We start from the raw sequence: 23246 nt of genomic DNA on the forward strand, positions 1-23246 counted from the left end.
CCCGGGCCAAGCTGTTGCCACCATGGCCAACCCCGATTGCCCCCGCTCCAGTCCCTCCTCCGATCCAGGCTCCTGGGCCTGGACGGTGGAGCAGCAGCGACGCCATCTCGGCGCCTGCTGGGAGCTCGAGTGCGATATCGATCCGATGATCCTGCGAGCTCGCCAGCTGCGCCATCTCGGGGCCCTGCCCCAGGCCAGCTGCGTGGAACAGGAGCTGCTGCCCTTGTTCTGAACCGTGCTCGGAGCCCTGGGTCCCGGGGCCGCATGGGGAACTGCGCATATTTGTTCGTGTGGTGTTGCCCCCGGGAGGGGGCTCACCCCCTAATAGAGGCATGACCCCTGGGAACCCTCTTGGCTGAACCGTCGGGTGTGGACGTGGGAGCGGTGCTGATCCTGCGGGAGCGCAGTGCGGGTGAGTCCCGGGTGGCCGCGACTCCAGAAACCGTGCGGCGCCTGAGGGCCCGCGGTTTGAATCTTCAGGTGGAGCAGGGGGCTGGCCTGGCCGCCGGCTATGCCGATCAGGACTACGCCGACGCCGGTGCCCTCCTGGTGGAGCCTGGAGCTGGCCTGGGCGCGGATGTCGATGCGGTGCTCTGCGTCAACCCGCCCGCCGCCGCCGTTCTCGACCAGCTCAGGCCTGGTGCCCTGGTGGCCGGCCTGCTCTCCCCCTACGGCGCCTCGAGCCTGGTGGAGCAGCTTCAGGCCCGCCAGCTGTCCGCCCTGGCCCTGGAGCTGCTGCCGCGGATCAGCCGCGCCCAGAGCATGGATGTGCTCTCGTCGCAGGCCAACATCGCCGGCTACAAGGCGGTGCTGCTGGCCGCAGCGGCCCTTGACCGCTACGTTCCCATGCTGATGACAGCCGCGGGCACGATTCAGCCGGCCCGGGCGCTGATCCTCGGAGCTGGGGTGGCGGGCCTGCAGGCCCTGGCCACGGCCCGCCGCCTGGGAGCGGTGGTGTACGTAAGCGATGTGCGCCCAGCCGTCAAGGAACAGGTGGAATCCCTGGGGGGACGGTTTGTGTCGCCGCCGGAGCAGGAGGAGCGCCCGGCGGAGTCTGGGGGCTATGCCAAGGCGGCCAGCGAGGCCTTCCTGGCGGCCCAGCGCCAGCAGCTGGCCGAGCAACTGGCCCTGGCCGACATGGTGATCTGCACCGCCCAGGTGCCGGGGCGTCGCGCGCCGCTGCTGATCTCCGAGGAGATGGTGGCGGGGATGCGTCCGGGCTCGGTGGTGGTGGATCTGGCCGTGGCCCAGGGCGGCAATTGCGCCGGCACCGTCTGCGGCCAGACGGTGGAGCGCCACGGCGTCCAGCTGATCGGCGGTGATGGCCTGCCCAGCTCCGTGGCCAACCACGCCAGCGCCCTCTATGCCCGCAACCTGGCCGCCCTGGTGGAGCACGTGCTGGGTGAGGGCGGCTTCCAGCTCGACCAGCAGCTCGAGCAGGAGGACCCGATCGTGGCGGGCTGCCTGCTCACCCACGCCGGCTCCTGCCGCTTCCCCGACCTCGTTTCCGGAGCCAACTGATGAGTGCCCTGTCCCAAGCCCTCTGGGTGCTCCTGCTGGGCAGCCTGCTGGGTCTCGAATTGATCGGCAAGGTGCCGCCCACCCTGCACACCCCGCTGATGAGTGGCGCCAATGCCATCAGTGGCATCACGGTGCTGGCCTCCCTCACCTTGATTGCCCAGGCCAATGGCCAGGTGCCCCTGTTGCTGCTGGGTTCCCTGTCCCTCGGCTTCGCCCTGTTCAACGTGGTGGGCGGCTTCCTGGTCACCGACCGCATGCTCGCCATGTTTTCCCGTAAAAAGACCCGTTCCGGAGGGGCAGGCTGATGGCTGGACTCGATCTGTTGCCGGCCGTCATCGACCTGGTGGCGGTGCTGCTGCTGGCCCTCGGCATCAAGGGGCTCTCCAAGGTGAGTACGGCCCGCTCCGCCAACGGCCTGGCCGCCCTGGCCATGGGCCTGGCGGTGCTGGGCCTGCTGATCCAGCAGCCGCTGTCGGCCCAGGCCTGGCTCTGGATCGCCATCGGCACCGCGGCTGGCGGCCTGCTGGGCCTGGTGACGGCCCAGCGGGTGCCGATGACGGCCATGCCCGAAACCGTGGCCCTGTTCAACGGCTGCGGCGGCATGGCCTCCCTGCTGGTGGCCCTTGGGGTGGCGCTGTACAGCCCCGGCGGTGCCCCTGGGCTGGTGGAACAGATTTCGATCGTGATTTCGGTGTTCGTGGGTGCGATCACCTTCAGTGGCTCGATCGTGGCCATGGGCAAGCTGCAGGGCTGGATTGACACCCCTGGCTGGACCCAGAGCTCCCTGCGCCACGGGGTGAACATCTCCCTGGCGGTGGCCTGTCTGGCCGGCTCCATCACCTTGCCCGGGGCCATGGCCGGTGCTCCCCTCTGGGTGCTCGTGGTGGCCTCCAGCCTGCTGGGCATCGGCGTGACCCTGCCCATCGGCGGGGCCGACATGCCGGTGGTGATCTCCCTGCTCAACTCCTATTCCGGCGTGGCAGCCGCCGCCGCCGGCTTCGTGGTGGGCAGCCAGTTGCTGATCGTGGCCGGAGCCATGGTGGGCGCTGCGGGCCTGATCCTCACCCAGGTGATGTGCACCGGCATGAACCGCTCCCTGGTGAGCGTGTTGTTCGGCGGGGCCCTGGGCGGGGCCGCTCCCGTGGGCGGTGGCGGCGATGAAGCCGGCTACACCCGCATCACCAGCTGCAGCGCCGAGGAATGTGCCCTGGCCCTGGAAGCCGCCGAGCGGGTGGTGTTCGTGCCCGGCTACGGCCTGGCCGTGGCCCAGGCCCAGCACGCCCTGCGCGAGCTCTCCAAGTTGCTCGAGGCCCATGGTGTGGAGGTGACCTATGCCATCCACCCGGTGGCCGGCCGCATGCCCGGCCACATGAATGTGCTGCTCGCCGAGGCCGACGTGCCCTACGAGCAGTTGCTTGAGATGGACACGATCAACCCCGAATTCCCCCGCACCGACGTGGTGATTGTGCTGGGGGCCAATGATGTGGTGAACCCCGACGCCAAGAGCGACTCCTCCAGCCCCCTCTTCGGCATGCCCGTGCTCGAGGTGGACCAGGCCCGCCAGGTGTTCGTGGTGAAGCGCAGCCTGGGGGCCGGCTACGCCGGTATCAAGAACGCCCTGTTTGAGCTCCCCCAGACCGCCATGGTGTTCGGCGATGCCAAGGCCGTGCTTAACGGCCTGCTGAGCGAGCTGCGCAGCATGGGGGTGGGCAAGAAGGTGGCGGCCTGAATCCAGTCCTCCCTGCCCGGGGGCTCGACCTGGCCCCCTTCCGGCAGCGCTGGCCCTGGATCGGCCCCGATCTCCAGACCCTCCGGGACACCCTCAGCCCGCCCCGGTTGCCCGCCGAGCAGGGCGAGCCCCTCGCCATTGCGGTGGGGGAGGGAGCTTCCTTGCTTGCCCTCTGTGATCCACCCCGCTCAGGGGAGCCACGAGCCCTGGTGGTGCTGCTGCACGGCCTGGGCGGCTCCAGCGAGAGGGAGGGGCTGCGGCGGATGGGTCTGAGCCTGCAGGACGCAGGGATGGCGGTGTGGCGGTTGAACCTGCGCGGCGCGGGGCCGGGCCGGTCGCTGGCCCCGGGCACCTACGCCGCCCGCTGCGACAGCGACCTGCTGCCCGTGTTGCGGCGGGCCCGCCAGCAGGCCGGCGGGCTGCCCCTGCTGGGGGTGGGCATCTCCCTGGGCGGCACAATGTTGCTGAATGGGGCCCTGGCCGAGCCTGGGGTGCTCGATGGCCTGGTGTGCACCAGCAGTCCGCTCGACCTGGCCGCTTGCTCGCGCCAGATCGAGCGACCCCGCAACCGGATCTACCAGCGCTGGCTGCTGCGCCGGCTGCGGGCCCAAACCCTGGCCGATCCCTTTGGGGTGTCTGCGGTGGAGCGCCGGGCCTTGCAGGGCCCAGATCGGCCGCGCACGATCCGCGCCTTTGATGCCGCCATCACCGCCCCCCGCTGGGGCTATGGCTCGGTGGAGCACTACTACCGGGAGGCGTCGCCGCTGCCCCGGCTGCTGGCTGCCCGTGGGGCGGGCGACCACCCCCAACCGCCCCTGCCTCCCACCCTGCTGCTGCATGCCCTCGACGATCCCTGGGTGCCGGCCGGCGGCGCCCAGGCCCTGGCGGCCAGCCCTCCGCCCGGGATGGAGGTGCTGCTCACTGCTCGCGGCGGCCACAACGGCTTCCACGGCGTGGGCGATGCTCCGCTGAGCTGCTGGGGCGATCAGCTCACGGTGCAGTGGTTGGAGCGGCTGCTGGCTGGAGGGCTAGGCCGCTAGCCGCCGTGAAGGGCATCCGCTTGAGGATCCAGGTCTCGATCGGGGTGCCGCCGAGCACGTGCTCTCGCAGGATCCGCTCGATCCGCTCCGGCGTCACGCTGCTGTAGACGATGCCCTCGGGCCAGATCAGCAGCACGGGGCCCTCGGCGCAGATGCGCAGGCAATCGGCTTTGGTGCGGAGCACAAGGCCCTCGGGCCGCGCCGGATCCTCCAGGCCCCACTCGCGCACCAGGCGCTTGAGGGTGTCCCAGCTGGCGGCGCCCACGGCGGGATCGGGGCAACAGAGGGCCTTGGTGGGAGTGGCGCAGAGCAGCAGGTGGTGGGAAACGCGCGTCACGCTGGCAGCGCAGCTGGGGCCTTGGCGTGCAGCTTGGCTGCAGCTTCACGCACCGCCTGACGGGCCCAGGCGTCCACGGCCAGCACGTCGGACAGGGAGGGGTTGGCCATGAGGTCGGCCTTGTGGCGTTCGCACACCCCGTCGATCAGCCGCGGAATATCGAGGAAGTGCACCTGCTCCTCGAGGAAGAGGGCCACGGCCTGCTCGTTGGCGGCGTTCATGGCGGCGGGCATGGTGCCGCCGGCGCGCCCCGCCGCGTAGGCCAGCTCCATGCAGGGGTAGCGGGCCGGGTCGGGGGCGCGGAAGGTGAGCGCGCCTACCTCGGTGAGATCGAGGCGGCGCCAGGGGGTGTGGAGGCGCTCCGGCCAGCTGAGGCAGTAGAGGATCGGCAGCTTCATGTCGGGCCAGCCCAGCTGGGCCAGTACCGAGGAATCGGCCAGTTCCACCATGGAGTGGATGATCGATTGGGGATGCACCACGATCTCGATGTGGTCGTAGTCGAGGCCAAAGAGGTAGTGGGCTTCGATCACCTCCAGGCCCTTGTTCATCAAGGAGGCGCTGTCAACGGTGATCTTGCGACCCATGCTCCAGTTGGGGTGGCTGGTGGCATCGGCCACGGTGGCCTTGTGCAGATCGGCGGGGTCCCAGTCGCGGAAGGCACCGCCGCTGGCGGTGAGCTGGATGCGGCGCAGCCCCGGGGTGGGCCGGCCGGTGGAGAGGCGCGCCGTTTCGGCGTAGGGGGTGCCCTGCAGGCACTGGAAGATGGCGGAGTGCTCCGAATCGGCGGGTAGGAGGCGCGACCCGGATTTCTCCAGTTCGGGCAGCACCACCGGGCCGGCGGCGATCAGGGTTTCCTTGTTGGCTAGGGCCAGATCCTTGCCGGCGCGGATGGCGGCCAGGGTGGGCAGCAGGCCGGCGCAGCCCACGATGCCCGTCACCACCAGATCGGCCGTGGGCCAGGCGGCGGCAGCCTCCAGCCCCTCATTGCCGCCGAGGAGCTCGGGCATTCGGGTGGGCCGGGCCCCGGGCTCCAGGGCCTGCAGCCGCTCGCCCAGCTCGGCCACGCGCTCGGCATTGGCCAGGGCCACCACTTCAGGGGTGTGCCGGCGGATCTGCTCGATCAGCAGGTCGAGGTTGTTGCCGGCGGTGAGCGCCACCACCCGGAAGCGATCGGGAAACTCTTCGGCCAGCTCCAGGGTCTGGGTGCCGATCGAGCCGGTGGAGCCGAGCACGGAGAGGGCTTTCACGGGCGGGGCTCCAGCGGTGGGCACCAGTTTCCCATTCCCCCGTTGCCGCCCAGGCGCCAGCATGGGTTTTGCTTGGTGGCCCCAGCCTGGAGCTGATTTATGCCGATCCCTGGCTGCTGGCCCTGGCCAAGCCCTCGGGGCTGCTCTGCCAGCCTGGACTGGGGCCGGAGTTGGCCGATTCCCTGCTCAGCCGGGCCCAGCGGCGCTGGCCGGAGGCGCGGCTGGTGCACCGCCTCGATCGCGACACCTCGGGCCTGATCCTGCTGGCCCGCGACGCCGAAACCCATCGCCGCCTGAGCGCCGCCTTCGCCGAGCGCCGCGTGCGCAAGACCTACCTGGCCTGGGTGGCGGGGGTGCCGGCGGGCCGCGGCGGGGTGATCGATCTGCCCCTGGCCCGGGTGGCCACCCGGCCGCCTCGCTATGGCGTGGTGCCGGTGGCCGGCGGTGGCAAGCCGTCCCTGACCCGCTGGCGCCTGCTGCGCCCCGGCCAGCGCGCCAGCCTGCTGCTGCTCCAGCCCCAAACCGGCCGCTCCCACCAGTTGCGGGTGCATCTGGCGGCCCTCGGCCACCCGGTGCTGGGCGATCCCCTCTACGGCGATGGGGCGGCGGCGCCGCGCCTGCAGCTCCATGCCGCCGGGCTGCGCTTGCGCCATCCGTTCACCGGCGAGCTGCTGCGTCTGCGCAGCGGGTGCCCGCTGACTGCGGCGGATCCCCTTAACTGAGCCGAGTTGGTCTTCTCCCCATGGCGGCATTGCCCGTGTGGCTGCAGCGTTGGAATTTCATTGACCGGGCCAAGCTGGAACGCCAGCTCTGGGACGCCTTCGAGCGCCAGGAGGATTTGCAGGCCCTGGTGGATGGCTGTGAGCCGGGCTTTCAGAAGGAGGTGTGGACCACCACCCTGGAGCGGATCCGCAAGATCGAGCGGATGATGCAGGGCCGGCAGGCGCCCGAGCCGAGCGAGGAGTGAGGGTGGAAGCCTGAGGGGCCCGCGTTTCCTGAGGTGTGGGGCGGGGTCTCCCGAATTCTGTACAGGTTGTACGGAATGCAGAGGGGGTTGCGGTAGAACGGGTTTGCAGGGGTTGTCGAGGCGGTTGCGGGTGGGTGGCGAACGCGCGGTTTGAAGCTGCGTTCAGCCTCTCCACGCAGATCCGCAGCCACTCAGCTGCGTAGCCACTCGGTGATGCCGCCGGGTTTGTCGATCAGCTCGATGCCCTGCGCCTGGAGAGCAAGGCGGATGGCGTCGGCAGCCGCGAAATCCTTGGCGGCCTTGGCGGCCTGACGGGCCGTGATCTGGGCTTCGATCTCGGCGTCGCTGGGGCTCGCCACTCCCGGTCCCGATCCCGATCCCGAGCCGGTGGCCGGGCTCTCGGCTGCCCGCTCCTGTTGGAGACCCAGCACCCCTGCCAGCTCCAGCAGCAGTTTGCCCTGGGCCACCAGGGCCGGTGTGGCGGCTTCGGCCGCGGCGGCCCCATCGCCGCGCTCGATCCGGTTGGCCAGGGCCCGCAGGGGTTTGGCCAGCTCGAACAGCACCGCCAGGGCGGCGGAGGTGTTGAGGTCGTCGTCCATGGCGGCGGCAAAGCGCTGGCGGGCGGCGGCCAGCTCCGGGGCCAGGCCCGCCGGGTCCGTCGCGATGGCTGCGCCGCTGGCGGCCAGGCCTAGGGCGGCATTGAGGCCCTTCCAGCCGGTGGCGGCGGCCTCGAGCGCTTCAGCGGTGAAGTCGAGCGGTTTGCGGTAATGGGCCTGCAGGGTGAACAGGCGCAGGGTCATCGGGGAGACGCCCGAATCCAGCAGGGCGCGGATGGTGGTGAAGTTGCCGAGCGATTTGCTCATCTTCTGGCCGCCCACATTCACCATGCCGTTGTGGAGCCAGTAGCGGGCCAGCTCCTGGCCGCTGGCCGCCTCCGACTGGGCGATTTCGTTCTCGTGGTGGGGGAACACCAAATCGGCACCACCGAGGTGGATGTCGATGGTGTCGCCCAGCTCCTCGCGCACCATCGCCGAGCACTCGATGTGCCAGCCCGGCCGGCCTGGGCCCCAGGGCGACTCCCAGCTCGGTTCGCCGGGTTTGCTGCCTTTCCAGAGGGCGAAATCAAACGGATGTTGCTTGCGGGCCTCTTCCTCGGAAGCCACGCGGCCGGCGGCGTTGTCCTGCTGCTCGCCAAGGTCGCGACCGGAGAGTTTGCCGTAGCCGGCATGCTGCATGACGGCGAAATACACGTCGCCATCGGCGCTGTAGGCGGCACCCTTGGCCACGAGCTCCCCAATCAGGCTGCGGATGGCCGCCAGGCTCTCGGTGGCCCGGGGCATGCGATCGGGCGGCAGGATGTTGAGGCGGGCCATGTCGGCCACGAAGGCGTCGATGTTGCGCTCGCTCACCGCCTCCATTGAGCTGCCTTCTTCAGCGGCGCGATTGAGGATCTTGTCGTCGATGTCCGTGTAGTTCTGCACGAACGTCACCGCGTAGCCGCTCCAGATCAGGTAGCGGCGCAGCACGTCCCAGGCGATGTAGCTGCGGGCATGGCCCAGGTGGCAGAGGTCGTACACCGTCACGCCGCAGCAGTAGATGCTCACCTGGCCAGGCACCAGGGGCTCGAACGGCTCCAGGCGGCGCGTGAGGGTGTTGGTGAGCTTCAGGGTCATCGGGCCAGCGGTCACTTCGCGTCCATCCAGTTGGGGCCGATGCCCGTTTCCACCACCAGGGGCACCGAGAGGGTGACGGCCCGTTCCATGGTTTCACGCGTCAGGGTCACCACCTGATCCAGTACGGCGGGAGCCGCTTCCAGCACCAGTTCGTCGTGCACCTGCAGCAGGAGTCTTGCCGGAAACTGGGCGGCCTGCAGCTCGCGGTGCAGCTGCACCATGGCCAGCTTGATGATGTCAGCGCTGGAGCCCTGGATCGGCGCATTGGCGGCGGCCCGCAGCTGCTGGGCCTCCATGCCGCCGCGGCGGGCCACCTCCAGGTCGATCTCCAGGGGATCCTTGCCCCGCAGCCGGCCCAGACCGTTGGGATCGAAGTGGAACGGCCGGCGGCGGCCCAGGATCGTTTCCACATAGCCCCGGCTCAGGGCCAGCCGCTCCTGCAGCTCCAGGAAGGCGAACACCTTCGGGTAGCGCTGCTTGTACTTGGTGAGGAAGTCCTTCGCGTCGGCCTGGCTGACGCCCGTTTCCCGGGCGAAGCGCTGGGCGCCCATGCCGTAGATCACGCCGAAGTTGATCGTTTTGCCGAGGCGGCGCTCCTCCGGTGTCACCGTGTCCTTCTCCAGCAGCAGCCGGGCGGTGAGGGCGTGCACGTCGTCGCCGCTGCGGTAGGCCTCCACCAGCACCGCCTCGCCAGACAGATGGGCCAGGATCCGCAGCTCGATCTGGGAGTAGTCGGCGCTGATCAGGCTCCAGCCCTCCTGGGGCAGGAAGGCCTTGCGGATCCGCCGCGAAAACTCGGTGCGGATCGGGATGTTCTGCAGGTTGGGGTTGCTGCTGGACAGCCTTCCCGTGGCCGTCACCGCCTGGTTGAAATCGGTGTGCACCCGCCCGGTTTCCGGCTCCATCAGGACCGGCAGGGCATCCACGTAGGTGCTCTTGAGCTTGCTGAGGGTGCGGTGCTCCAGCACCAGCGCCACCACCGGGTGGTCGGCTTCCAGCTTCTCCAGCACGGCCGCGTCGGTGCTCCAGCCGGTTTTGGTCTTGCGGGATTTCTTGCGGTCGAGGCCGAGGGTGTCAAACAACAGTTCGCCCAGCTGTTTGGGCGAGGCGAGGTTGAAGTCCACCCCGGCGGCCGCCTTGGCCTCGCCCTCGAGGCGATCCAGGGTGGTTTTGAGCTCCTCGCTGAGCTCCCCCAGGTAGGCCGTGTCGATGCGGATGCCGGTGGCCTCCATCAGGGCCAGCACCGGCTCGAGCGGCAGCTCCAGCTGGTCGAGCAGCTGGGGCAGGGCATCGCCCATGGCCGTGAGCTCCCGGCGCAGCAGCTGGGCCAGGCGCCAGGTGAGGTGCACATCCATGCCGCAGTACTGGGCGGCCTCGGCGATCCCCACGGACGCGAAGTTGGCACCCTTGGGCACCAGCTCGGCGTAGCTGGTGGGGCTGAAGCCGAAGTGGCGCTCGGCCATGGCGTCGAGGCCGTGTTTGTCGCCGGCATCGCGCAGGTAATCGGCCAGCAGGGTGTCCATCACGACCCCCTCCAGGGGCAGGCCGTGGCGCAGCAGGATCAGCCGGTCGTACTTGGCGTTCTGCAGGGCCTTGGGGTGGGAGGCGCTGGCCAGCCAGGGGGCCAGGGCGGTGAGCACCCCATCAAGGGGCAGCTGGCTCGGCGCGTCCGGCGGGGCGCTGAGCAGGTCGGCCGCCGCGGGTGGGTGGTGGCCAATGGGGATGTAGGCCAGCTCCGCCTGGCCATCACCCCAGGCCAGCCCCACCCCCACCAGCTCGGCTTGGAAGGGATTGAGGCTGGTGGTTTCGGTGTCGAGGGCCACGGGCCGGCCGGGATCGCTGCAGCCGTTGAGGTGGGTCACCAGGGCGGCGAGGGCCTCGGCGCTGCTGATCAGCTGGGGTTCGAGCGGGGGCAGCGCCTTGCTCTCGGGCTGATCGGGTGCTGTTGCACCGTCTGACGCGCCGTTTGTTTCACGGTCTGTTGCACCAGCCGAAACCTCATTGGCGGCGGCTGTGACGGCCTTGCCGCCCGCGGGGCTGGAGTCCTCGCTGGGCTGCGGCGGCACGGCCGAGAACAGCTGGGCGAAGTTGGGCACCTGTTTCACTAGGCTGTAGAGCTCCAGCTCCTCCAGGCTGCCGGCCAGGGCTTCGGCCTTCACCGCCCCCAGCTCCAGCCGCGGTTCGCTGGGCAGGGGGATGTCGGTGAGGATCTCGGCCAGCATGCGCGAGCGGTAGGCGTTGTCTTTGTCGTCGCGCAGCTTGTCCACCAGGGCGCCCTTGAGCACGCCTTTGGGGTCTTTGGCCTTGGGCCCAGCCTGCTCGAGGGCTTCGAGGGCCGCGTAGATGCCGTCCACATGGTCGTAGGCGGCGAGCAGGTTGATGGCGGTTTTTGGGCCCACGCCCTTGACGCCGGGGATGTTGTCGGAGCTGTCGCCGGTGAGGGCCTTGAGGTCCACCACCTCCTCCGGGGTGACGCCGAGCTTGGCGATCACGCCCTCGCGGCGGATTTCGCTGGGGCCGCTGTTCTTGGCGTAGGGGCCGCCGCCCATGTAGAGCACGGCGATGTCGCGGTCGTCGTCCACCAGCTGGAACAGGTCGCGGTCGCCCGAGAGGATCCGCACCCGCCAGCCGGCGTTGGCGGCCCGGTTGGCCAGGGTGCCGAGCACGTCGTCGGCTTCGTAGCCCGGCGCCATCGCCAGGGGGATGTCGAGGCTCTCGGCCAGGATCTGCTGCAGGTTGGCCAGATCGGCGAAAAAGTGCTCCGGCGCCTCATCCCGGTGGGCCTTGTAGGCCTCGTCCGCCTCGTGGCGGAAGGTGGGTTCCGCCGTGTCGAAGGCCACCACCAAGCCATTGGGCTTGAGCCCCTTGCAGTTGTCGAGCAGGGCCTTGAGGAAGCCGTAGGTGACGCTGGTGGGCACCCCCGCCTTGGTGCTCAGGCCACCGTCGCCCCCCTTGGAGAAGGCATAGAAGCTGCGGAAGGCCAGCGAGTGGCCGTCGATCAGCAGCAGCAGGGGCTTGGTGCTGGGGGCCACGGTGCTGCTGCCGTCGTTGCGTGGGGGCCAGCCTGCCAGAGCTCAGGGCTGGAGTTGGGCCACGGCGATCCGCACCACGGCCTCCGCGGTGCCAATGGCGGCGGTGCTGTCGTTGGCATCAAAGAGATCAGCCGGCGCCTCATCGCCTTGGGGGTAGCGGCTGGCGCTGTTCATGCGCGTGAGCGCCTTAAGTTGCAGCTCAGCTAGGGCTGGGAGATCCAGGCCCTGCTGTTGCAGCAGCTCCACCAGTTTCTCGAGGGAGTGGCTGTAGGGCGGTGTGATCCCGGCCGCCAGCAGCAAGGCCTTGAGGGCTTTTTCGGCGGCCTGACCCGCCAGGTAGCAGGCCTGGGCATGGAACCCCTGGCCGGCCGTGAAGCGCGCTGCCTCCAGATCGTTTTGGGCCTGGCGGATCCAGGCCTCAACCCGGGGCGTCACGGCTGATCCAGGCGCAGGGCGTCGCGGCCGATGGCCCGCCAGTAGGGATCCTCGCCCTGCTTCAGCTGTTGCCAGCGCTCCTGGCTTAGGGCCAGCACGTCGTCACCCAGGCGGGCGTCCAGCAGCGCATCGGCCAGGGCATCTGCGGCCACCTGGGTGGGGGCGATGGCCAGCAGGTCGACGTCGGAATAGGCGTCCCAGTCACCGCGGGCCAGCGAGCCAAACAGCCACACCTCGCCGCCGGGATGGTGGGCGGCAAGAGCGGCGGCGCCGGCGCGCAACGCCGTTAGGCGGGCGCCGTGGCGCTGCTCGCGAAGGGTGGCCAGGCTGGGCATGGCTTCAGGCTAGGAGCAGGGCACCATGCTGGCGCCGTCAGCTGGTACGGCATCCATGAGCCCCTGCGGCCAGTACCGCTGGTGGCTGGAGCGGCTGTGGCAGCCGGCGGCGCCGCGGCTGCTGTTCATCGGCCTCAATCCCTCGCGGGCCGATGGCCAGCGCGACGACCCCACCCTGCGGCGGCTGGTGGGCTTCGCCCAGCGTTGGGGCTACGGCAGCCTGGAGGTGCTCAACCTGTTTTCCCGCATCAGCCCCTCGCCGGCGGTGCTGCGCCGCGCCGCCGATCCGGTGGGTGCCGAGGCCGATGCCTGGATCGGGCAACGCCTGGCGGCCCAGCCCCAGGCGCCGGTGTGGCTGGGCTGGGGCAACCAGGGGGCCTGGCGTCGGCGTGACCAGGCGGTGCTGGCCCTGTTGCAGGGGCGGGACCTCCGGGCCCTGGGGCTGACGGCCTCGGGTCAGCCCCGCCATCCCCTCTATGTGGCCGGCACTGTTGCGCTCCAGCCCCTGGCCTGGCACAACCCAGTGGCCCTGGGGCATCCTGTGGGCACCACTGCCCATCCAGCTGACGCCTCCCCATGTCCCGAATCCCCCGCCGCTACGCCGTTCACCTGCACATGAGCGGTGGCCAAACCGAAACCGTGAATTTCCAGACCCTGGAGGCGTTTCAGCAGTGGTACGGCGGCGTGCTGACCGCCTCAGCCCCCGACACCTTTGTGAACGTGCCGATCGGCGACCTGGAGGGGGAATACCTGGTGGTGCGGCCCAGCGGCGTGATCGGCATCCATGTGGAACCCAAGTTCAACGCCCTCGATGAATGACGCCTGAGCGGCTGGGTCTGCTCTGGGGTGTCACCGTTTTTGCCGGGGCTCTGGCCCAGGCCCTGGCCTGGTTGAGTGGCCTGCCCGGGGTGGTCCTGCTGCTGAGTGCCGGCCTGGTGATCGGCCGTTCGGGCTTTGGCCTGGTGGAACCCCTCGACCTGGGCGCCGGCCTGGGAACGGTGGTGGGGCTGCTGGTGAGCCTGGTGCTATTTGACGGCGGCATCAACCTGCGGCTGCCGGGTGATGCCACCAAGCAGGCGGTGCTGCGCATCGTGGTGGTGCGGCTGGTGGTGGCCCTCGGCGCCGGTCTGCTGGCCGCCCACGGGCTGGCGGGGCTCAATTGGCCGCTGGCGGCCGTGTTCAGCGCCATCGTGCTGGCCACCGGCCCCACGGTGGTGAATCCGTTGGTGCGTCAGATCCGCCTGTCGCCGCCCCTGGGTGAGGTGCTCGAAGGCGAAGGGCTGATTTTGGAGCCCATCGGGGCCGTGCTGGCCCTGCTGCTGCTGGAGCTGGTGCTGGGCGACCGGCACGGCTGGCGCGACGTGGCCCTGGGGTTGCTGCAACGGCTGGGAGGTGGGGTGGCGATCGGGGCGACGTGCGGCTGGCTGCTCGCCGAGGCCCTGCGCCGGATTCCGGCCCAGCCGGCCGGAGCCCTGCGGCTGCAGCTCACCCTGGGCAGCCTGTTTCTGATGTTCAGCGGCTGTGAGCTGTTGTTGCCCGAGTCGGGCTTGCCGGCGGCCGTGGCCGCCGGGGTGGTGGTGGGTCGGCTCCCCGACACCGATGCGGCCGAGCTCGATGAGCTGATCCGCCAGCTGGCCCAACTGGCGATCACCATGCTCTTTCCCCTGCTGGCGGCCGATGTGAGCTGGGCCGAACTCAGCCCCCTGGGCTGGGGCGGGGTGAGCTGCGTGCTGGTGTTGATGCTGCTGGCGCGTCCTGTGGCGATCGGCCTGGCCACCTGGGGCTTGGAGTTCACCATGCCCCAACGGGCCCTGATGAGCTGGTTGGCGCCCCGGGGCATCGTGACGGCCGCCGTGGCCAGCCTGTTCGCCATTCGGCTGGAGCAGGCCGGAGTGGTGGGGGCCGGCCGGCTTCAGGGGCTGGTGTTCCTCACGATCCTGCTCACGGTGGGCCTGCAGGGCCTCAGCGCTGGCCCCCTGGCCCGCTGGCTGGGCCTGGTGGAGCCGCCAGCACCCGGCTCAGAGGCAGCGGGCGATGCGGGCGCGGTCGTTGCCGCTGCGGTGGAGCAGCAGCCAGGTGGCCAGTAGGTCGGGGCCCTGGAGGCTGCCGAGCAGGGCCGCCCGCAGGCTCTTCATGATCACGCCCTTCTTCACTCCAGCTGCCGTGGCCGCCTCGGTGAGCAGGCTCTGGGCTTGATCAGCGCTGAGCGGGCCCTCCGGCAGGCGCTCCAGCAGCGTGGCCAGGGCCGGGCGGGCGCCCTCACTGGCCAGCTGGGTGCCCGCCGACTCCTGCAGCTCTGGCGTGGTGAAGAAGGGCCGGGCCTGCTCCACCCCATCGGCCAACAGGCTCAGTGACGGCCCGATCAGGCTGCAGAGGTCGGTTTGCCAGCTGGGGTCGGCGTTGGCCGTGCCGGTCTCCGTGCCCCAGCCCTGGGCCCCCCACAGGGGCAGCAGCTGCTGCCGCAGGGCGTCTGGCCCGAGCTCATGCAGCACCTGGCCATTGAGCCAGTTGAGCTTGTCCCAATCGAAGCGGGCGCCGGCCCGGTTGACCCGCTCGAAATCGAAGATCCTGGCTGCCTCCGCCAGGGTGAATCGCTCGCCCATCCCCTCCGGTGGTGACCAGCCGAGCAGGGTCATGTAGTTGGCCAGGGCCTCGGCCGTGTAGCCCATGGCCTGGAACTCACTCACCGAGGTGACGCCATCGCGCTTGGAGAGCTTCTTGCCCTCCTGGTTGAGGATCAGGGGTGTGTGGGCAAAGATCGGCGGCTCGGCGCCCAGGGCCTGGTACAGCAGCAGCTGTTTGGCGGTGTTGGCGATGTGGTCTTCGCCGCGGATCACGTGGCTGATCGCCATGGCGATGTCGTCCACCACCACCACCAGGTTGTAGAGGGGGTCTCCGATCTGGTCGGCTGGGGCTCGGCGGGCAATCACCATGTCGCCGCCCAGGTCGCTGCCACTCCAGCGCATCTCGCCGCGCACCAGGTCGTTCCAGGTGATGGTGGCGTTGTCGTCAATTTTGAAGCGCACCGTGGCCTCACGCCCTTCGGCGATGAAGGCCTGTTGCTGGTCGGGGCTCAGGTTGCGGTGGCGGTTGTCGTAGCGGGGGGCCTGCTTGCTGGCGGCCTGCTGGTCCCGCATGGCGGTGAGTTCCGCTTCCGTGGCAAAGCAGCGGTAGGCCTGGCCGGAATCGAGCAGCTGCTGGATCGCCGCCCGGTGCTCGCCGATGCGGGCGCTCTGGATCACCGGTTCGCCATCCCAGGCCAGCCCCAGCCAGGCCAGGCCCTCGAGGATGTTGGCCGTGTATTCGGGCTTGCTGCGCTCCCGGTCGGTGTCCTCGATGCGCAGCAGAAACTCGCCGCCCTGGCGCCGGGCAAACAACCAGTTGAAGACCGCCGTGCGGGCCGTGCCGATGTGCAGGGTACCCGTGGGGCTGGGGGCCAGGCGCACGCGTACAGGGCGTGAGGACTGTGCAGCACCCACCGGGAGGACTCCTGTTTGAACTGGAACGGGACTGACGGGGCTCGAACCCGCAACTTCCGCCGTGACAGGGCGGTGCTCTAACCGATTGAACTACAGTCCCAGTCTGCCTTTTGGGGCAATCTGTGTCGCCCTTGCGACCTCAAAAGTATCCGTGATCGTCGGTCCGATCGTCAACCAATTGGTGTGTCTTGACTTGGCGTGGTGCGGTTGGTGAGGATCGATCCGGAGGGGATTGCGCTGGGGTGCATGCAACCGCTCACCAAACAGGGGACATCCACGCCCTGGGCGAAGGCTGGGACACCTCAGGGGCGAAATCCTGCCGGCTCTATCAGCCGAACCTGATTTCCACGAGCTGTGAACTCACGCCCTTGGTCGCTCTGGACGACCACCCGGCCACCCGACTTGACCCGGATCACCCGTGCCCGAACCCAGCCCAAGGCAGCTGATTCGAGCACTTTGACCACATCCCCGGGTTGTAGATCCAACTCCATCCTCGGAACCAGGAAACTGCAAGTTGGGGCATCGAACGCGCCGTGGAGGACTTGAACCCCCGACATCAGGTTTTGGAGACCTGCGTTCTACCAACTGAACTAACGGCGCAAGGCCGATGCCCCCGTAAACATGAGACTCAGCGCGTCGCTACAGCGCTCTCGAGAACAGACTTTCTGAAGAAAGGATTTCGAGAGCGTGTGTTGAAGCGCTGAAGACTTCAGCGATCGAAGCGCTGCTTGACCCGCGTGGCTTTACCCACCCGGTCGCGCAGGTAGAAGAGCTTCGCCCGACGCACCTTACCGCGGCGCTCCACTTTCACGGAAGCCACCTGGGGGCTGTGCAGCATGAAGACCCGCTCCACGCCGATGCCCTGGAAGATCCGACGCACGGTGATGGTCTCGTTGAGCCCACCGTGGCGTTTGGCAATCACCACGCCCTCATAGGGCTGCACGCGCTCCTTGTTTCCCTCGCGGATCCGGACGCCCACCTTGACGGTGTCACCCACGTAGATCTCAGGCAGCTCGTCCTTGAGTTGCTCGGCCTCAAACGCACGGATGAGCTCCTGGGCGCTGAGTTTGCCGGTGGTGGCCTTCGTCCCGCTGGCCTTCGCCGCAGCCGGCTTTTCCTGCACGGCAGTCGCCGCCACAGCCATGTCGGCTTCTGCCTCTGCCGGGTTCACGGCTTGATTGTCTGTCGACTCCGTTGCCATCTCAGCTCCGCGACGCCTGGCCAAACAGCCAGTGTACCGGCTCAGGGGGCCACCCCCAGTGGATGCCCTCCCCATGGCCCTGCCCACGGCGTTCCACTCCCGTTGGTAGTTTGAAGATCTGCCGTTTCCCACGCTGCCGGCGCCACCAGCATGAATCTGTTTGCCGATTTGCTGGCCAGCACCAAGGCATCCGCAAGTCCCGCCCCCGCCACGGCGGTCGAAACCGGTCCACGCATTCAGAAGAGTCGTCGAGGGGTGGAGATCAAGAGCGCCCGCGAAATCGACACCATGCGCCAGGCGAGCCGCATCGTGGCCACGGTGCTGCGGGAGATCCTTGAGCTGGCAGCCCCCGGGATGACCACCGGCGACCTCGATCGCCACGCCGAGAAGCGGATCCGCGAGATGGGGGCCACTCCCAGCTTCAAGGGCTATCACGGTTTCCCCGCCAGCATCTGCGCCTCGATCAACAACGAGGTGGTGCATGGCATTCCCAACAGCAAACGGGTGATCCAGGCCGGCGATCTGGTGAAGATCGATACCGGCGCCTATTTCGATGGCTACCACGGCGATAGCTGCGTGAGCCTGTGCGTGGGCGAGGGCGCCACGGAGGAGGCCCAAACCCTCTGCCGGGTGGCCCAGGAATCCCTGATGAAGGGCCTGGCCCAAATCAAGGCGGGCAACACCCTGCTCGACATCGCCGGCGCCGTCCAAGACCACGTGGAGGCCCATGGCTTTGCGGTGGTGGAGGACTACACGGGCCACGGCGTGGGTCGCAATCTCCACGAGGAGCCCTCGGTGTTCAACTTCCGCACCCGGGATCTGCCGAATATGAAGTTGCGGCCGGGCATGACGCTGGCGGTGGAGCCGATCCTCAACGCCGGCAGCAAGGCCTGCCGCACCCTCAAGGACCGCTGGACCGTGGTGACCGTCGACGGCAGTTGGTCGGCCCAGTGGGAGCACACCATTGCGGTCACCAGTGACGGCTGCGAGATCCTCACCGACCGGGATTTTTAGGGCTGGGCCCTGGGTTTAGGCCCGGGTCAACGCTCTGAAATAGAGCCACCGTCCCAGGGTGTTGAGCGGCATCAGCACGTAGGTGAGCGGGTTGGGGGTCACGATGATCAGGTTGCAGCCCAAGCGGGCCTGGGCCAAGACCTGGGAGGCGACAAAGTCCGCTCCCATCAGGCCGATCGGGTTGAGGGCGGAGCGGAAGGGCCCCAGCACGAGACGGCGGATGCGCAGCGCTCCGGAGGCCCCACCCAGATCCAGGGCCCGCAGGCTCACCAGGTTGCCCAGCAGCCGTTTGCTCAGTTCGTAGAGCGGGCTGAGGGCCGGTTGGATTTCCGCCTCGGAGGTGTTGATCCACACTTCCGGTCGCGGGCGCCCGGCGGCCGGACGCTCCCGCACCACCTCGGCGAACAGCTCCAACAGGCGCCAACTGCTGAGGGCATTCACCTCCAGGGCCAGGTCGGTGGCCTCGCGACTGCGGGCCTGTTGTTGGTTGATGCCGTGGTTGAGCACCAGTACATCGACCCGCTCCAGCAGGGGACGCAGGGCGCTCTCCTGGCCGATCTGCCAGACCGCCTGCTCCACCGGGATCGCCTTGCCGGCGGCATCGCGCAGCTCGAGGGGGCGTTGGCCGCTGGTCAGGGCCAGGAGCCGGATGGCCTGCCCTGTGGCGGACTGGCGCGACCAGGCCCGCAGCAGGGCCTGACCAAAGCTGCCGCTTGCGCCGGTGATCGCAATGGTGCGGGCACCGGTGCTCCCATCAAATGTGACCATGACCCTGGCGCAAATGGCGACCGACGCGCCAGCATGGTGCAGTCCCGCCGCCGCATCTGCCTCCTTGATGGCTGATGGCATCTCCGCTCACCAGGCTTCGTCCGCTCAGGCTTCGTCTGAGACGGTGGCCCCGTTGGTGCCGCTGTTCGCTCCCTACTGCGGGGGGCTCGGGCATCAGGATTCCCTGGAGGAGGCCCTGGCCATTCTGCTGGTGGGCCACTGGACGGGCCTGCGCCTGCTGCAGGGTGGACGCAGCCATGCCCTGCGGCTGAGCTGGAGCGGCGAGACGGCTCCCCAGGAGCTGCTCCACTGCGACCTCATCTTCCCGGATCTGCCCCAGGTGGCCTACGCCTTTGACCTCCCCTGTCACCAGTTGGTGCAGTGGTTGACGGAGCGGCAGGGCCAGGAGTTACCCGCCAGCTTCTGGCGCTGGCTGCTGTTGGGCCAGCCCCCCTTGGCTACAGAAGCGGTGGGCAGCGCCGCCTAAATTTCGCCCCAAGACGCGCCCCCAGCGAGGTTGACCGATGGCCCCCACCTTGCTGATCGGTTCCTGCGAGCCCTTCAGCGGCAAATCCGCCGTAGTGCTTGGGCTGGCCCGCCAGCTCAGCCGTCTGGGCGTGCCGGTGCGCTTCGGCAAGCCCTTGGCCACCAGTCTGGATGCCCCCGGCGCAGAGGCCAGCTCCTCGGCCCTGTTGGACGCCGATGTCCGTTTCATCGGCGCCACCCTGGGGCTGCCGGAGTCGCACCTGATTCCCTCCTTGCACGTGCTGGACGCGGTGACCGCCCAGCAGCGTTTGCTGCAGGGAGATCTGGAGCCAGGGGCAGGGTTTCCCCTGTTGCGACAGCAGTTGGCGTCAGCCCCCGATGGGCTGACGTTGCTGGAGGCTGCCGGCAGCCTCCACGAGGGGCTGCTCTACGGACTCAGCCTCGGCCAGTTGGCCCGGGGGCTTCAGGCGCCGGTGCTGCTGGTGCTTCCCTGGACGGACAGCTGCAGCATTGATCCCCTGCTGGCGGCCCGGGCCCAATTGGGCGACAACCTGGCGGGGGTGGTGCTCAATGCCGTCAACCCCGATCTGGTGCCCCAGCTCCGCGCTGAGCTGCTGCCGGCCCTGGAACGGCTGGGGCTGCCGGTGCTCGGCGTGATGCCCCAGAGCCCGCTGCTGCGCAGCGTCACGGTGGAGGAGCTGGCCCTGCGCCTGGGGGCCGAGGTGCTCTGCTGTCCCGAGCGTCTGGATCTCCTCGTGGAAACCCTTTCGATCGGCGCCATGAACGTCAATTCGGCGATGGAGTTTTTCCGCCGCCGCCGCAACATGGCTGTGGTGACTGGCGCCGATCGCACCGACATCCAGCTGGCGGCCCTGGAGGCCTCCACCCAGTGTCTGATCCTCACCGGAGCCGGAGATCCCCTGCCCCAGCTGCTCAACCGGGCCGAGGAGCTGGAGGTGCCCCTGCTGAAGGTGGAGCACGACACCCTCACCACCGTGGAGGTGATTGAGCAGGCCTTTGGCCACGTGCGGCTGCACGAGGTGGTGAAGGCCAGCTTTGCCTTCCGGTTGGTGGAAGAGCACTGTGATTTCGGGCCCCTGTTCGCCCGATTGCAGTTGCCCGCGCTGGCCAAATAACGCTGCTAGTTTCAAAGGGCAGGCTGTCGGCTACTGGTGACCCGGTCCCTTGATCTTCCGGCGCTCGATCGGATCGACACCCTCGCCCAGGAACTGGCAATGCTCCAGGACCGGAGCAAGCGGCGCATCGCCATTTTGGGCAGCCGCCACGTGCCGGTGGTGTCGATCCATCTGGTGGAACTGGTGGCCCGCTCCTTAGCCCAGGAAGGTCACAACCTGATCACCTCCGGTGCCCAAGGGGTGAATGCGGCGGTGATTCGCAGCGTGCTGGAGATCGATCCGGCCCGGCTCACCGTGTTGCTGCCCCAGAGCCTCGATCGTCAGCCGGGTGAATCCCGCGACCAGCTCGAGCGGGTGCTGCACCTAGTGGAGAAGCCCGAGCACGACGAGCTCCCCCTGCCGATGGCCAGCAGCCTCTGCAACCAGGACATCATCAGCCGCTGTGACCAGCTGATTTGCTACGCCTTCCACGACAGTGAAACCCTGCTGGCCAGCTGCCGTGTGGCTGAGGACATGGGCAAGGTGGTGAGCGTGATGTTCTTCGACTAAGCCTGCTGCAAGCGGAACTCAGCCCGCCAGCAGTGCCTTCAGCCCCTCGGCGTAGAGCACGCCCGTGCACACCAGGCCGCCGGCCCAGCAGAGCCCGCGCAGGGGAGGTTTGTTGGCCACATACACGCCGATGTAGGCCAGCCGCAGGGCTGGGTGGATCCAGGCCGCGGCGATCGCCACCGGATTGCTGACGCCCGCCACCAGGCAGAGCAGCGTCGCTGGGGCGTGCAGGGTGAAGGCCTCGAAGCTGTTTTGGTGGGCCCAGGCGGCCCGCTTGCCCCAGTCGGGCAGGCGCTCGAACATCGCCCGCGGGGCGGCCAGGTCGGCCATCTGGAAGTTGGCCTGGGAACGGGCGGCCCCCAGGGGCACCGTGCTGAACACCACCACGCCGGCGGCCAGCAACAGCGACCAGGCGAAGGGGGCGAGTTGGGGGGAGAGGGACATGGCCGCTGCACGCTGGCTCCCAGCCTAGGTTTCGCCCCCCTGGTGGGCGCGCTCAAAGGCGTTGATTTCGAGCTGCACAACTCCTTCGTTGATGCCCAACGCCGCGGCGATGGCGTGCAGTTGCTCCTGCTCTTGCGCCTCGATCATTCCATCGGCGCAGGCCACCTGAAAGGCCGTTTCCAGGATGATCCGTCGGGCTTTGTCGTCGATGTGGTGGCGCTGCTCGGCCAGTTCGGCAATCAAGCGGGTGAAGGGGGAGCCGGGCTGCTGATCCGGGAGGCTGCGGGCCTTGGCCAGGGCTTCGAAGGCGCCGGGCTCGGCTGGGGTTTGCATCAGCTCTTGATAGATCCTTTCCATCACAGCCAGCTCGGAGGCCTCCAGCTCTCCATCGGCGAGGCTGATGTCCACGATGCAGTGCAGGATCAGATCCCGCACCCGCAGCGCTTTGGTGTCTCCGTACACGATTCCCCAGCGCAGATCGGAGAGGTCCTGGTGCTTGCGCTGGCGGGACGCCCGTGGGTCGCGCTTGCCGCCGGAGTGGCCTCCCGAGAGGTTGTCGTACATGTGCAGGTGGAAGCGCTCCCCCAGTTCCTTGCAGAGGGCAATGCCCCGCACGGAATTGCCGTAGGCATCGAGCCGTGGGGAGAACGTGGCCAGGCCCAGCAGGTTGGGAGCCACCACCAGCACCGATCCAGCCACGCCTGATTTGGCCGGCAGCCCCACCTCCAGGGTGAACACGCCGGCGTTGTCGTACAGGCCCGAGGTCTGCATGGTCGCCAGGGTGCGCTTCACGATCTCCGTGGAGAGCACCTGGCGGCCCGTGATCGGACAGACGCCCCCATTGGCCAGGGTGGCGGCTGCCACCGACAGCATCCGGGCGGTCATCTCGATGCTGCAACAGGAGAAGTAGACATCCAGCATCTTCTGGAGATCCACGCCCCTGGGCAGGCCGATGCCGCCCTGCAGCAGATAGGCGATCGCGAAGTTTGTATTGGCCGTGGCCCGCTCCGATTCCATCGTGATCTCGCTGAAGCGCACCGGTCCGCAATGGCCGCATAGCTCCGCCCACAGCTCCATCAGCTGGCCGGTGATCTCCCGGGCATCGCTTTCGGGAAACCCGGAAGTCACCAGGCCAGCCACCATGATGGCGCCGGCATTCACGTTGGGGTTGAAGGGCCTTTGGTCCGGCAGCAGGCTGAGGTCATTGAACGGAAGCCCGGAGGGTTCCACTCCCACATGCCGGTGGGTGAATTCGGGGCCTTCGCGGCTGAGGGCGAAGGCGTAGGTGATCGGCTTCGACACCGACTGGATCGAGTGGTGCACATCCACATCGCCGAGGGCCAGGCGCTGTCCGTCCACAGAACAGACCGCAACCCCCCAGAGCTCCGGGTCTGCGTCCCTCAGGATTGGGATGTAATCGGCGTTGGCGCCGCTGCGGTCGGCTGATACCCGTTGGAAGAGGTAGTCAATGTCCTGGAGGAAGTCTTGCCATTCCGGAATCACCAGCTGCTGGTGGAGTGCGCGCGACACCATCAGCAGCTCGGGGCCCACTAGGGAGGAGAAGGCCTCGAGGCTCAGGGGCCCATCGCCGAGCCTGTCGAGCTGTTGGAACGTTTGCGCCAGCCGGCCGTCGTCGGCCTGCAAGCCGCTGGCCAGCAGGTGATGGCGCAGGCTGGCGGTGGTGACGGCGCCGTCGCGTTCGGCCCTCGCGTAGAGCGCTTGCATGCGGTCCATGGAGCACGCGGGGCGTTTGATGCATCTGATTGAACTCCCCCATCGCAACGGTCATGGCATCGGGGGGCGGTGGCTACGCAGCTGGGGCGCTCGGGTGGGCTGGCCGGGGGAGTGCCGAG

General features: G+C 68.6%; 26 protein-coding genes and 2 tRNA genes. 14 read left to right on the top strand and 14 right to left on the bottom strand.

The features are described 5' to 3' along the window. The first annotated feature begins 22 nt into the window (after positions 1–22). The 5 genes from H6G16_RS11905 (at position 23) to H6G16_RS11925 (ending at position 4290) form a co-directional block, all read left to right on the top strand. Positions 23–232 carry a hypothetical protein gene (locus H6G16_RS11905; RefSeq protein ID WP_190390639.1) on the top strand — a complete coding sequence of 70 codons (210 nt, stop codon included), beginning with the start codon at positions 23–25 and terminating at the stop codon, positions 230–232. Positions 233–375: 143 nt separating this feature from the next. After that, positions 376–1521, top strand: a complete 1146-nt coding sequence (locus H6G16_RS11910; protein ID WP_190390631.1) for an NAD(P) transhydrogenase subunit alpha — start codon at positions 376–378, stop codon at positions 1519–1521. Then, positions 1521–1826: an NAD(P) transhydrogenase subunit alpha gene (locus H6G16_RS11915; RefSeq protein WP_190390550.1), complete on the top strand. Its 306-nt coding sequence runs from the start codon at positions 1521–1523 to the stop codon at positions 1824–1826. The genes H6G16_RS11910 and H6G16_RS11915 overlap by 1 nt, the downstream gene beginning before the upstream one ends. After that, positions 1826–3250, top strand: a complete 1425-nt coding sequence (locus H6G16_RS11920) for an NAD(P)(+) transhydrogenase (Re/Si-specific) subunit beta (RefSeq protein ID WP_190390551.1) — start codon at positions 1826–1828, stop codon at positions 3248–3250. The genes H6G16_RS11915 and H6G16_RS11920 overlap by 1 nt, the downstream gene beginning before the upstream one ends. Then, the gene (locus H6G16_RS11925; RefSeq protein WP_190390632.1) at positions 3247–4290 is read left to right on the top strand and encodes an alpha/beta fold hydrolase; all 1044 of its coding nucleotides are present in this window, start codon (positions 3247–3249) and stop codon (positions 4288–4290) included. The genes H6G16_RS11920 and H6G16_RS11925 overlap by 4 nt, the downstream gene beginning before the upstream one ends. Here the strand turns inward: H6G16_RS11925 and H6G16_RS11930 are convergent. Together H6G16_RS11930 and H6G16_RS11935 are read right to left on the bottom strand one after the other, a co-directional pair. Further along, positions 4241–4627 carry a (2Fe-2S) ferredoxin domain-containing protein gene (locus H6G16_RS11930; RefSeq protein WP_190390552.1) on the bottom strand — a complete coding sequence of 129 codons (387 nt, stop codon included), beginning with the start codon at positions 4625–4627 and terminating at the stop codon, positions 4241–4243. The two genes, H6G16_RS11925 and H6G16_RS11930, sit on opposite strands and share 50 nt — an antisense overlap. After that, a complete protein-coding gene (locus H6G16_RS11935; RefSeq protein ID WP_190390553.1) occupies positions 4624–5874 on the bottom strand; it encodes a 1-deoxy-D-xylulose-5-phosphate reductoisomerase in 1251 nt (416 codons plus the stop codon). The genes H6G16_RS11930 and H6G16_RS11935 overlap by 4 nt, the downstream gene beginning before the upstream one ends. A gap of 68 nt (positions 5875–5942) precedes the next feature. Between H6G16_RS11935 and H6G16_RS11940 the strand changes: the two genes are divergently transcribed. Further along, positions 5943–6596 (top strand): RluA family pseudouridine synthase, encoded by a 654-nt coding sequence (locus H6G16_RS11940; RefSeq protein WP_242036413.1) that lies wholly within the window; start codon positions 5943–5945, stop codon positions 6594–6596. 20 nt (positions 6597–6616) lie between these two features. After that, positions 6617–6841: a hypothetical protein gene (locus tag H6G16_RS11945; protein WP_190390554.1), complete on the top strand. Its 225-nt coding sequence runs from the start codon at positions 6617–6619 to the stop codon at positions 6839–6841. 191 nt (positions 6842–7032) lie between these two features. Here H6G16_RS11945 and cysS read toward each other — a convergent pair whose 3' ends face one another. Genes cysS through H6G16_RS11965 form a run of 4 tightly spaced genes read right to left on the bottom strand, consistent with a single transcriptional unit; the run spans position 7033 to position 12316 of the window. After that, positions 7033–8514 (bottom strand): cysteine--tRNA ligase, encoded by a 1482-nt coding sequence (cysS, locus tag H6G16_RS11950; RefSeq protein ID WP_190390555.1) that lies wholly within the window; start codon positions 8512–8514, stop codon positions 7033–7035. A gap of 11 nt (positions 8515–8525) precedes the next feature. Then, complete coding sequence (gene polA / locus H6G16_RS11955) at positions 8526–11546, bottom strand: DNA polymerase I (RefSeq protein ID WP_190390556.1); 3021 nt, start codon at positions 11544–11546, stop codon at positions 8526–8528. A 42-nt stretch (positions 11547–11588) separates the two neighbouring features. After that, positions 11589–11981: a HEPN domain-containing protein gene (locus tag H6G16_RS11960; protein ID WP_190390557.1), complete on the bottom strand. Its 393-nt coding sequence runs from the start codon at positions 11979–11981 to the stop codon at positions 11589–11591. Further along, positions 11978–12316: a nucleotidyltransferase domain-containing protein gene (locus tag H6G16_RS11965; protein ID WP_190390558.1), complete on the bottom strand. Its 339-nt coding sequence runs from the start codon at positions 12314–12316 to the stop codon at positions 11978–11980. Before H6G16_RS11965 ends, H6G16_RS11960 begins: the two co-directional genes overlap by 4 nt. A 55-nt stretch (positions 12317–12371) precedes the next feature. On the opposite strand from H6G16_RS11965, the gene H6G16_RS11970 reads away from it, so the two are divergent. The 3 genes from H6G16_RS11970 to H6G16_RS11980 are packed head-to-tail and all read left to right on the top strand — an operon-like array spanning position 12372 to position 14403. Beyond that, positions 12372–12935 (top strand): DUF1643 domain-containing protein, encoded by a 564-nt coding sequence (locus H6G16_RS11970; RefSeq protein WP_242036414.1) that lies wholly within the window; start codon positions 12372–12374, stop codon positions 12933–12935. After that, the gene (locus H6G16_RS11975) at positions 12893–13135 is read left to right on the top strand and encodes a hypothetical protein (protein WP_190390560.1); all 243 of its coding nucleotides are present in this window, start codon (positions 12893–12895) and stop codon (positions 13133–13135) included. Before H6G16_RS11970 ends, H6G16_RS11975 begins: the two co-directional genes overlap by 43 nt. Beyond that, positions 13132–14403: a cation:proton antiporter gene (locus tag H6G16_RS11980; protein WP_190390561.1), complete on the top strand. Its 1272-nt coding sequence runs from the start codon at positions 13132–13134 to the stop codon at positions 14401–14403. Before H6G16_RS11975 ends, H6G16_RS11980 begins: the two co-directional genes overlap by 4 nt. Here the strand turns inward: H6G16_RS11980 and gltX are convergent. From gltX to rplS, 5 genes are all read right to left on the bottom strand, one after another. Next, positions 14335–15795, bottom strand: coding sequence for a glutamate--tRNA ligase (gene gltX / locus H6G16_RS11985; RefSeq protein WP_190390562.1), 1461 nt, complete (start codon positions 15793–15795; stop codon positions 14335–14337). The genes H6G16_RS11980 and gltX overlap by 69 nt on opposite strands. A gap of 26 nt (positions 15796–15821) precedes the next feature. Beyond that, positions 15822–15895: transfer RNA gene (locus tag H6G16_RS11990), tRNA-Asp, on the bottom strand. 202 nt (positions 15896–16097) lie between these two features. Continuing rightward, positions 16098–16286: a hyperconserved protein Hcp gene (locus H6G16_RS11995; protein WP_006043540.1), complete on the bottom strand. Its 189-nt coding sequence runs from the start codon at positions 16284–16286 to the stop codon at positions 16098–16100. Positions 16287–16322: 36 nt separating this feature from the next. Beyond that, positions 16323–16395 (bottom strand) — tRNA-Trp (locus H6G16_RS12000). A 109-nt stretch (positions 16396–16504) separates the two neighbouring features. Further along, complete coding sequence (rplS, locus tag H6G16_RS12005) at positions 16505–16996, bottom strand: 50S ribosomal protein L19 (RefSeq protein ID WP_199289389.1); 492 nt, start codon at positions 16994–16996, stop codon at positions 16505–16507. A gap of 150 nt (positions 16997–17146) precedes the next feature. Here rplS and map point away from each other — a divergent pair, with 150 nt between their 5' ends. Next, positions 17147–18010 carry a type I methionyl aminopeptidase gene (gene map, locus H6G16_RS12010; RefSeq protein WP_190390563.1) on the top strand — a complete coding sequence of 288 codons (864 nt, stop codon included), beginning with the start codon at positions 17147–17149 and terminating at the stop codon, positions 18008–18010. Between the two features lie 15 nt (positions 18011–18025). Here map and H6G16_RS12015 read toward each other — a convergent pair whose 3' ends face one another. Further along, a complete protein-coding gene (locus H6G16_RS12015) occupies positions 18026–18778 on the bottom strand; it encodes a short-chain dehydrogenase (RefSeq protein ID WP_190390564.1) in 753 nt (250 codons plus the stop codon). A 124-nt stretch (positions 18779–18902) separates the two neighbouring features. On the opposite strand from H6G16_RS12015, the gene ebsA reads away from it, so the two are divergent. The 3 genes from ebsA to H6G16_RS12030 are packed head-to-tail and all read left to right on the top strand — an operon-like array spanning position 18903 to position 20949. After that, positions 18903–19265, top strand: a complete 363-nt coding sequence (gene ebsA, locus H6G16_RS12020; protein WP_190390565.1) for a type IV pilus biogenesis protein EbsA — start codon at positions 18903–18905, stop codon at positions 19263–19265. Between the two features lie 37 nt (positions 19266–19302). Next, positions 19303–20400: a phosphotransacetylase family protein gene (locus H6G16_RS12025; protein ID WP_190390566.1), complete on the top strand. Its 1098-nt coding sequence runs from the start codon at positions 19303–19305 to the stop codon at positions 20398–20400. Positions 20401–20436: 36 nt separating this feature from the next. Then, positions 20437–20949, top strand: coding sequence for a DNA recombination-mediator protein A (locus H6G16_RS12030; protein ID WP_190390567.1), 513 nt, complete (start codon positions 20437–20439; stop codon positions 20947–20949). A gap of 18 nt (positions 20950–20967) precedes the next feature. Here H6G16_RS12030 and H6G16_RS12035 read toward each other — a convergent pair whose 3' ends face one another. Further along, complete coding sequence (locus H6G16_RS12035; protein WP_190390568.1) at positions 20968–21393, bottom strand: MAPEG family protein; 426 nt, start codon at positions 21391–21393, stop codon at positions 20968–20970. A 24-nt stretch (positions 21394–21417) separates the two neighbouring features. Then, positions 21418–23127, bottom strand: a complete 1710-nt coding sequence (glsA, locus tag H6G16_RS12040) for a glutaminase A (protein WP_190390569.1) — start codon at positions 23125–23127, stop codon at positions 21418–21420. Between the last annotated feature and the right edge of the window lie 119 nt (positions 23128–23246).

The sequence above is a fragment of the Cyanobium sp. FACHB-13342 genome (assembly GCF_014697415.1).
In the GTDB taxonomy this organism is placed as follows: Bacteria; Cyanobacteriota; Cyanobacteriia; order PCC-6307; family Cyanobiaceae; genus Cyanobium_A.

Excerpts from the sequence above, each read along its gene's own strand:
- H6G16_RS11975 (WP_190390560.1), top strand. The coding sequence starts at position 12,893 with ATGTCCCGAATCCCCCGCCGCTACGCCGTTCACCTGCACATGAGCGGT.
- H6G16_RS11965 (WP_190390558.1), bottom strand. The coding sequence starts at position 12,316 with ATGCCCAGCCTGGCCACCCTTCGCGAGCAGCGCCACGGCGCCCGCCTA.
- H6G16_RS11995 (WP_006043540.1), bottom strand. The coding sequence starts at position 16,286 with ATGGAGTTGGATCTACAACCCGGGGATGTGGTCAAAGTGCTCGAATCA.
- H6G16_RS11970 (WP_242036414.1), top strand. The coding sequence starts at position 12,372 with ATGAGCCCCTGCGGCCAGTACCGCTGGTGGCTGGAGCGGCTGTGGCAG.
- glsA (WP_190390569.1), bottom strand. The coding sequence starts at position 23,127 with ATGGACCGCATGCAAGCGCTCTACGCGAGGGCCGAACGCGACGGCGCC.
- map (WP_190390563.1), top strand. The coding sequence starts at position 17,147 with ATGAATCTGTTTGCCGATTTGCTGGCCAGCACCAAGGCATCCGCAAGT.
- H6G16_RS11915 (WP_190390550.1), top strand. The coding sequence starts at position 1,521 with ATGAGTGCCCTGTCCCAAGCCCTCTGGGTGCTCCTGCTGGGCAGCCTG.
- H6G16_RS11905 (WP_190390639.1), top strand. The coding sequence starts at position 23 with ATGGCCAACCCCGATTGCCCCCGCTCCAGTCCCTCCTCCGATCCAGGC.
- H6G16_RS12025 (WP_190390566.1), top strand. The coding sequence starts at position 19,303 with ATGGCCCCCACCTTGCTGATCGGTTCCTGCGAGCCCTTCAGCGGCAAA.
- H6G16_RS11945 (WP_190390554.1), top strand. The coding sequence starts at position 6,617 with ATGGCGGCATTGCCCGTGTGGCTGCAGCGTTGGAATTTCATTGACCGG.
- H6G16_RS11980 (WP_190390561.1), top strand. The coding sequence starts at position 13,132 with ATGACGCCTGAGCGGCTGGGTCTGCTCTGGGGTGTCACCGTTTTTGCC.
- H6G16_RS11920 (WP_190390551.1), top strand. The coding sequence starts at position 1,826 with ATGGCTGGACTCGATCTGTTGCCGGCCGTCATCGACCTGGTGGCGGTG.
- cysS (WP_190390555.1), bottom strand. The coding sequence starts at position 8,514 with ATGACCCTGAAGCTCACCAACACCCTCACGCGCCGCCTGGAGCCGTTC.
- rplS (WP_199289389.1), bottom strand. The coding sequence starts at position 16,996 with ATGGCAACGGAGTCGACAGACAATCAAGCCGTGAACCCGGCAGAGGCA.
- H6G16_RS12035 (WP_190390568.1), bottom strand. The coding sequence starts at position 21,393 with ATGTCCCTCTCCCCCCAACTCGCCCCCTTCGCCTGGTCGCTGTTGCTG.
- H6G16_RS12015 (WP_190390564.1), bottom strand. The coding sequence starts at position 18,778 with ATGGTCACATTTGATGGGAGCACCGGTGCCCGCACCATTGCGATCACC.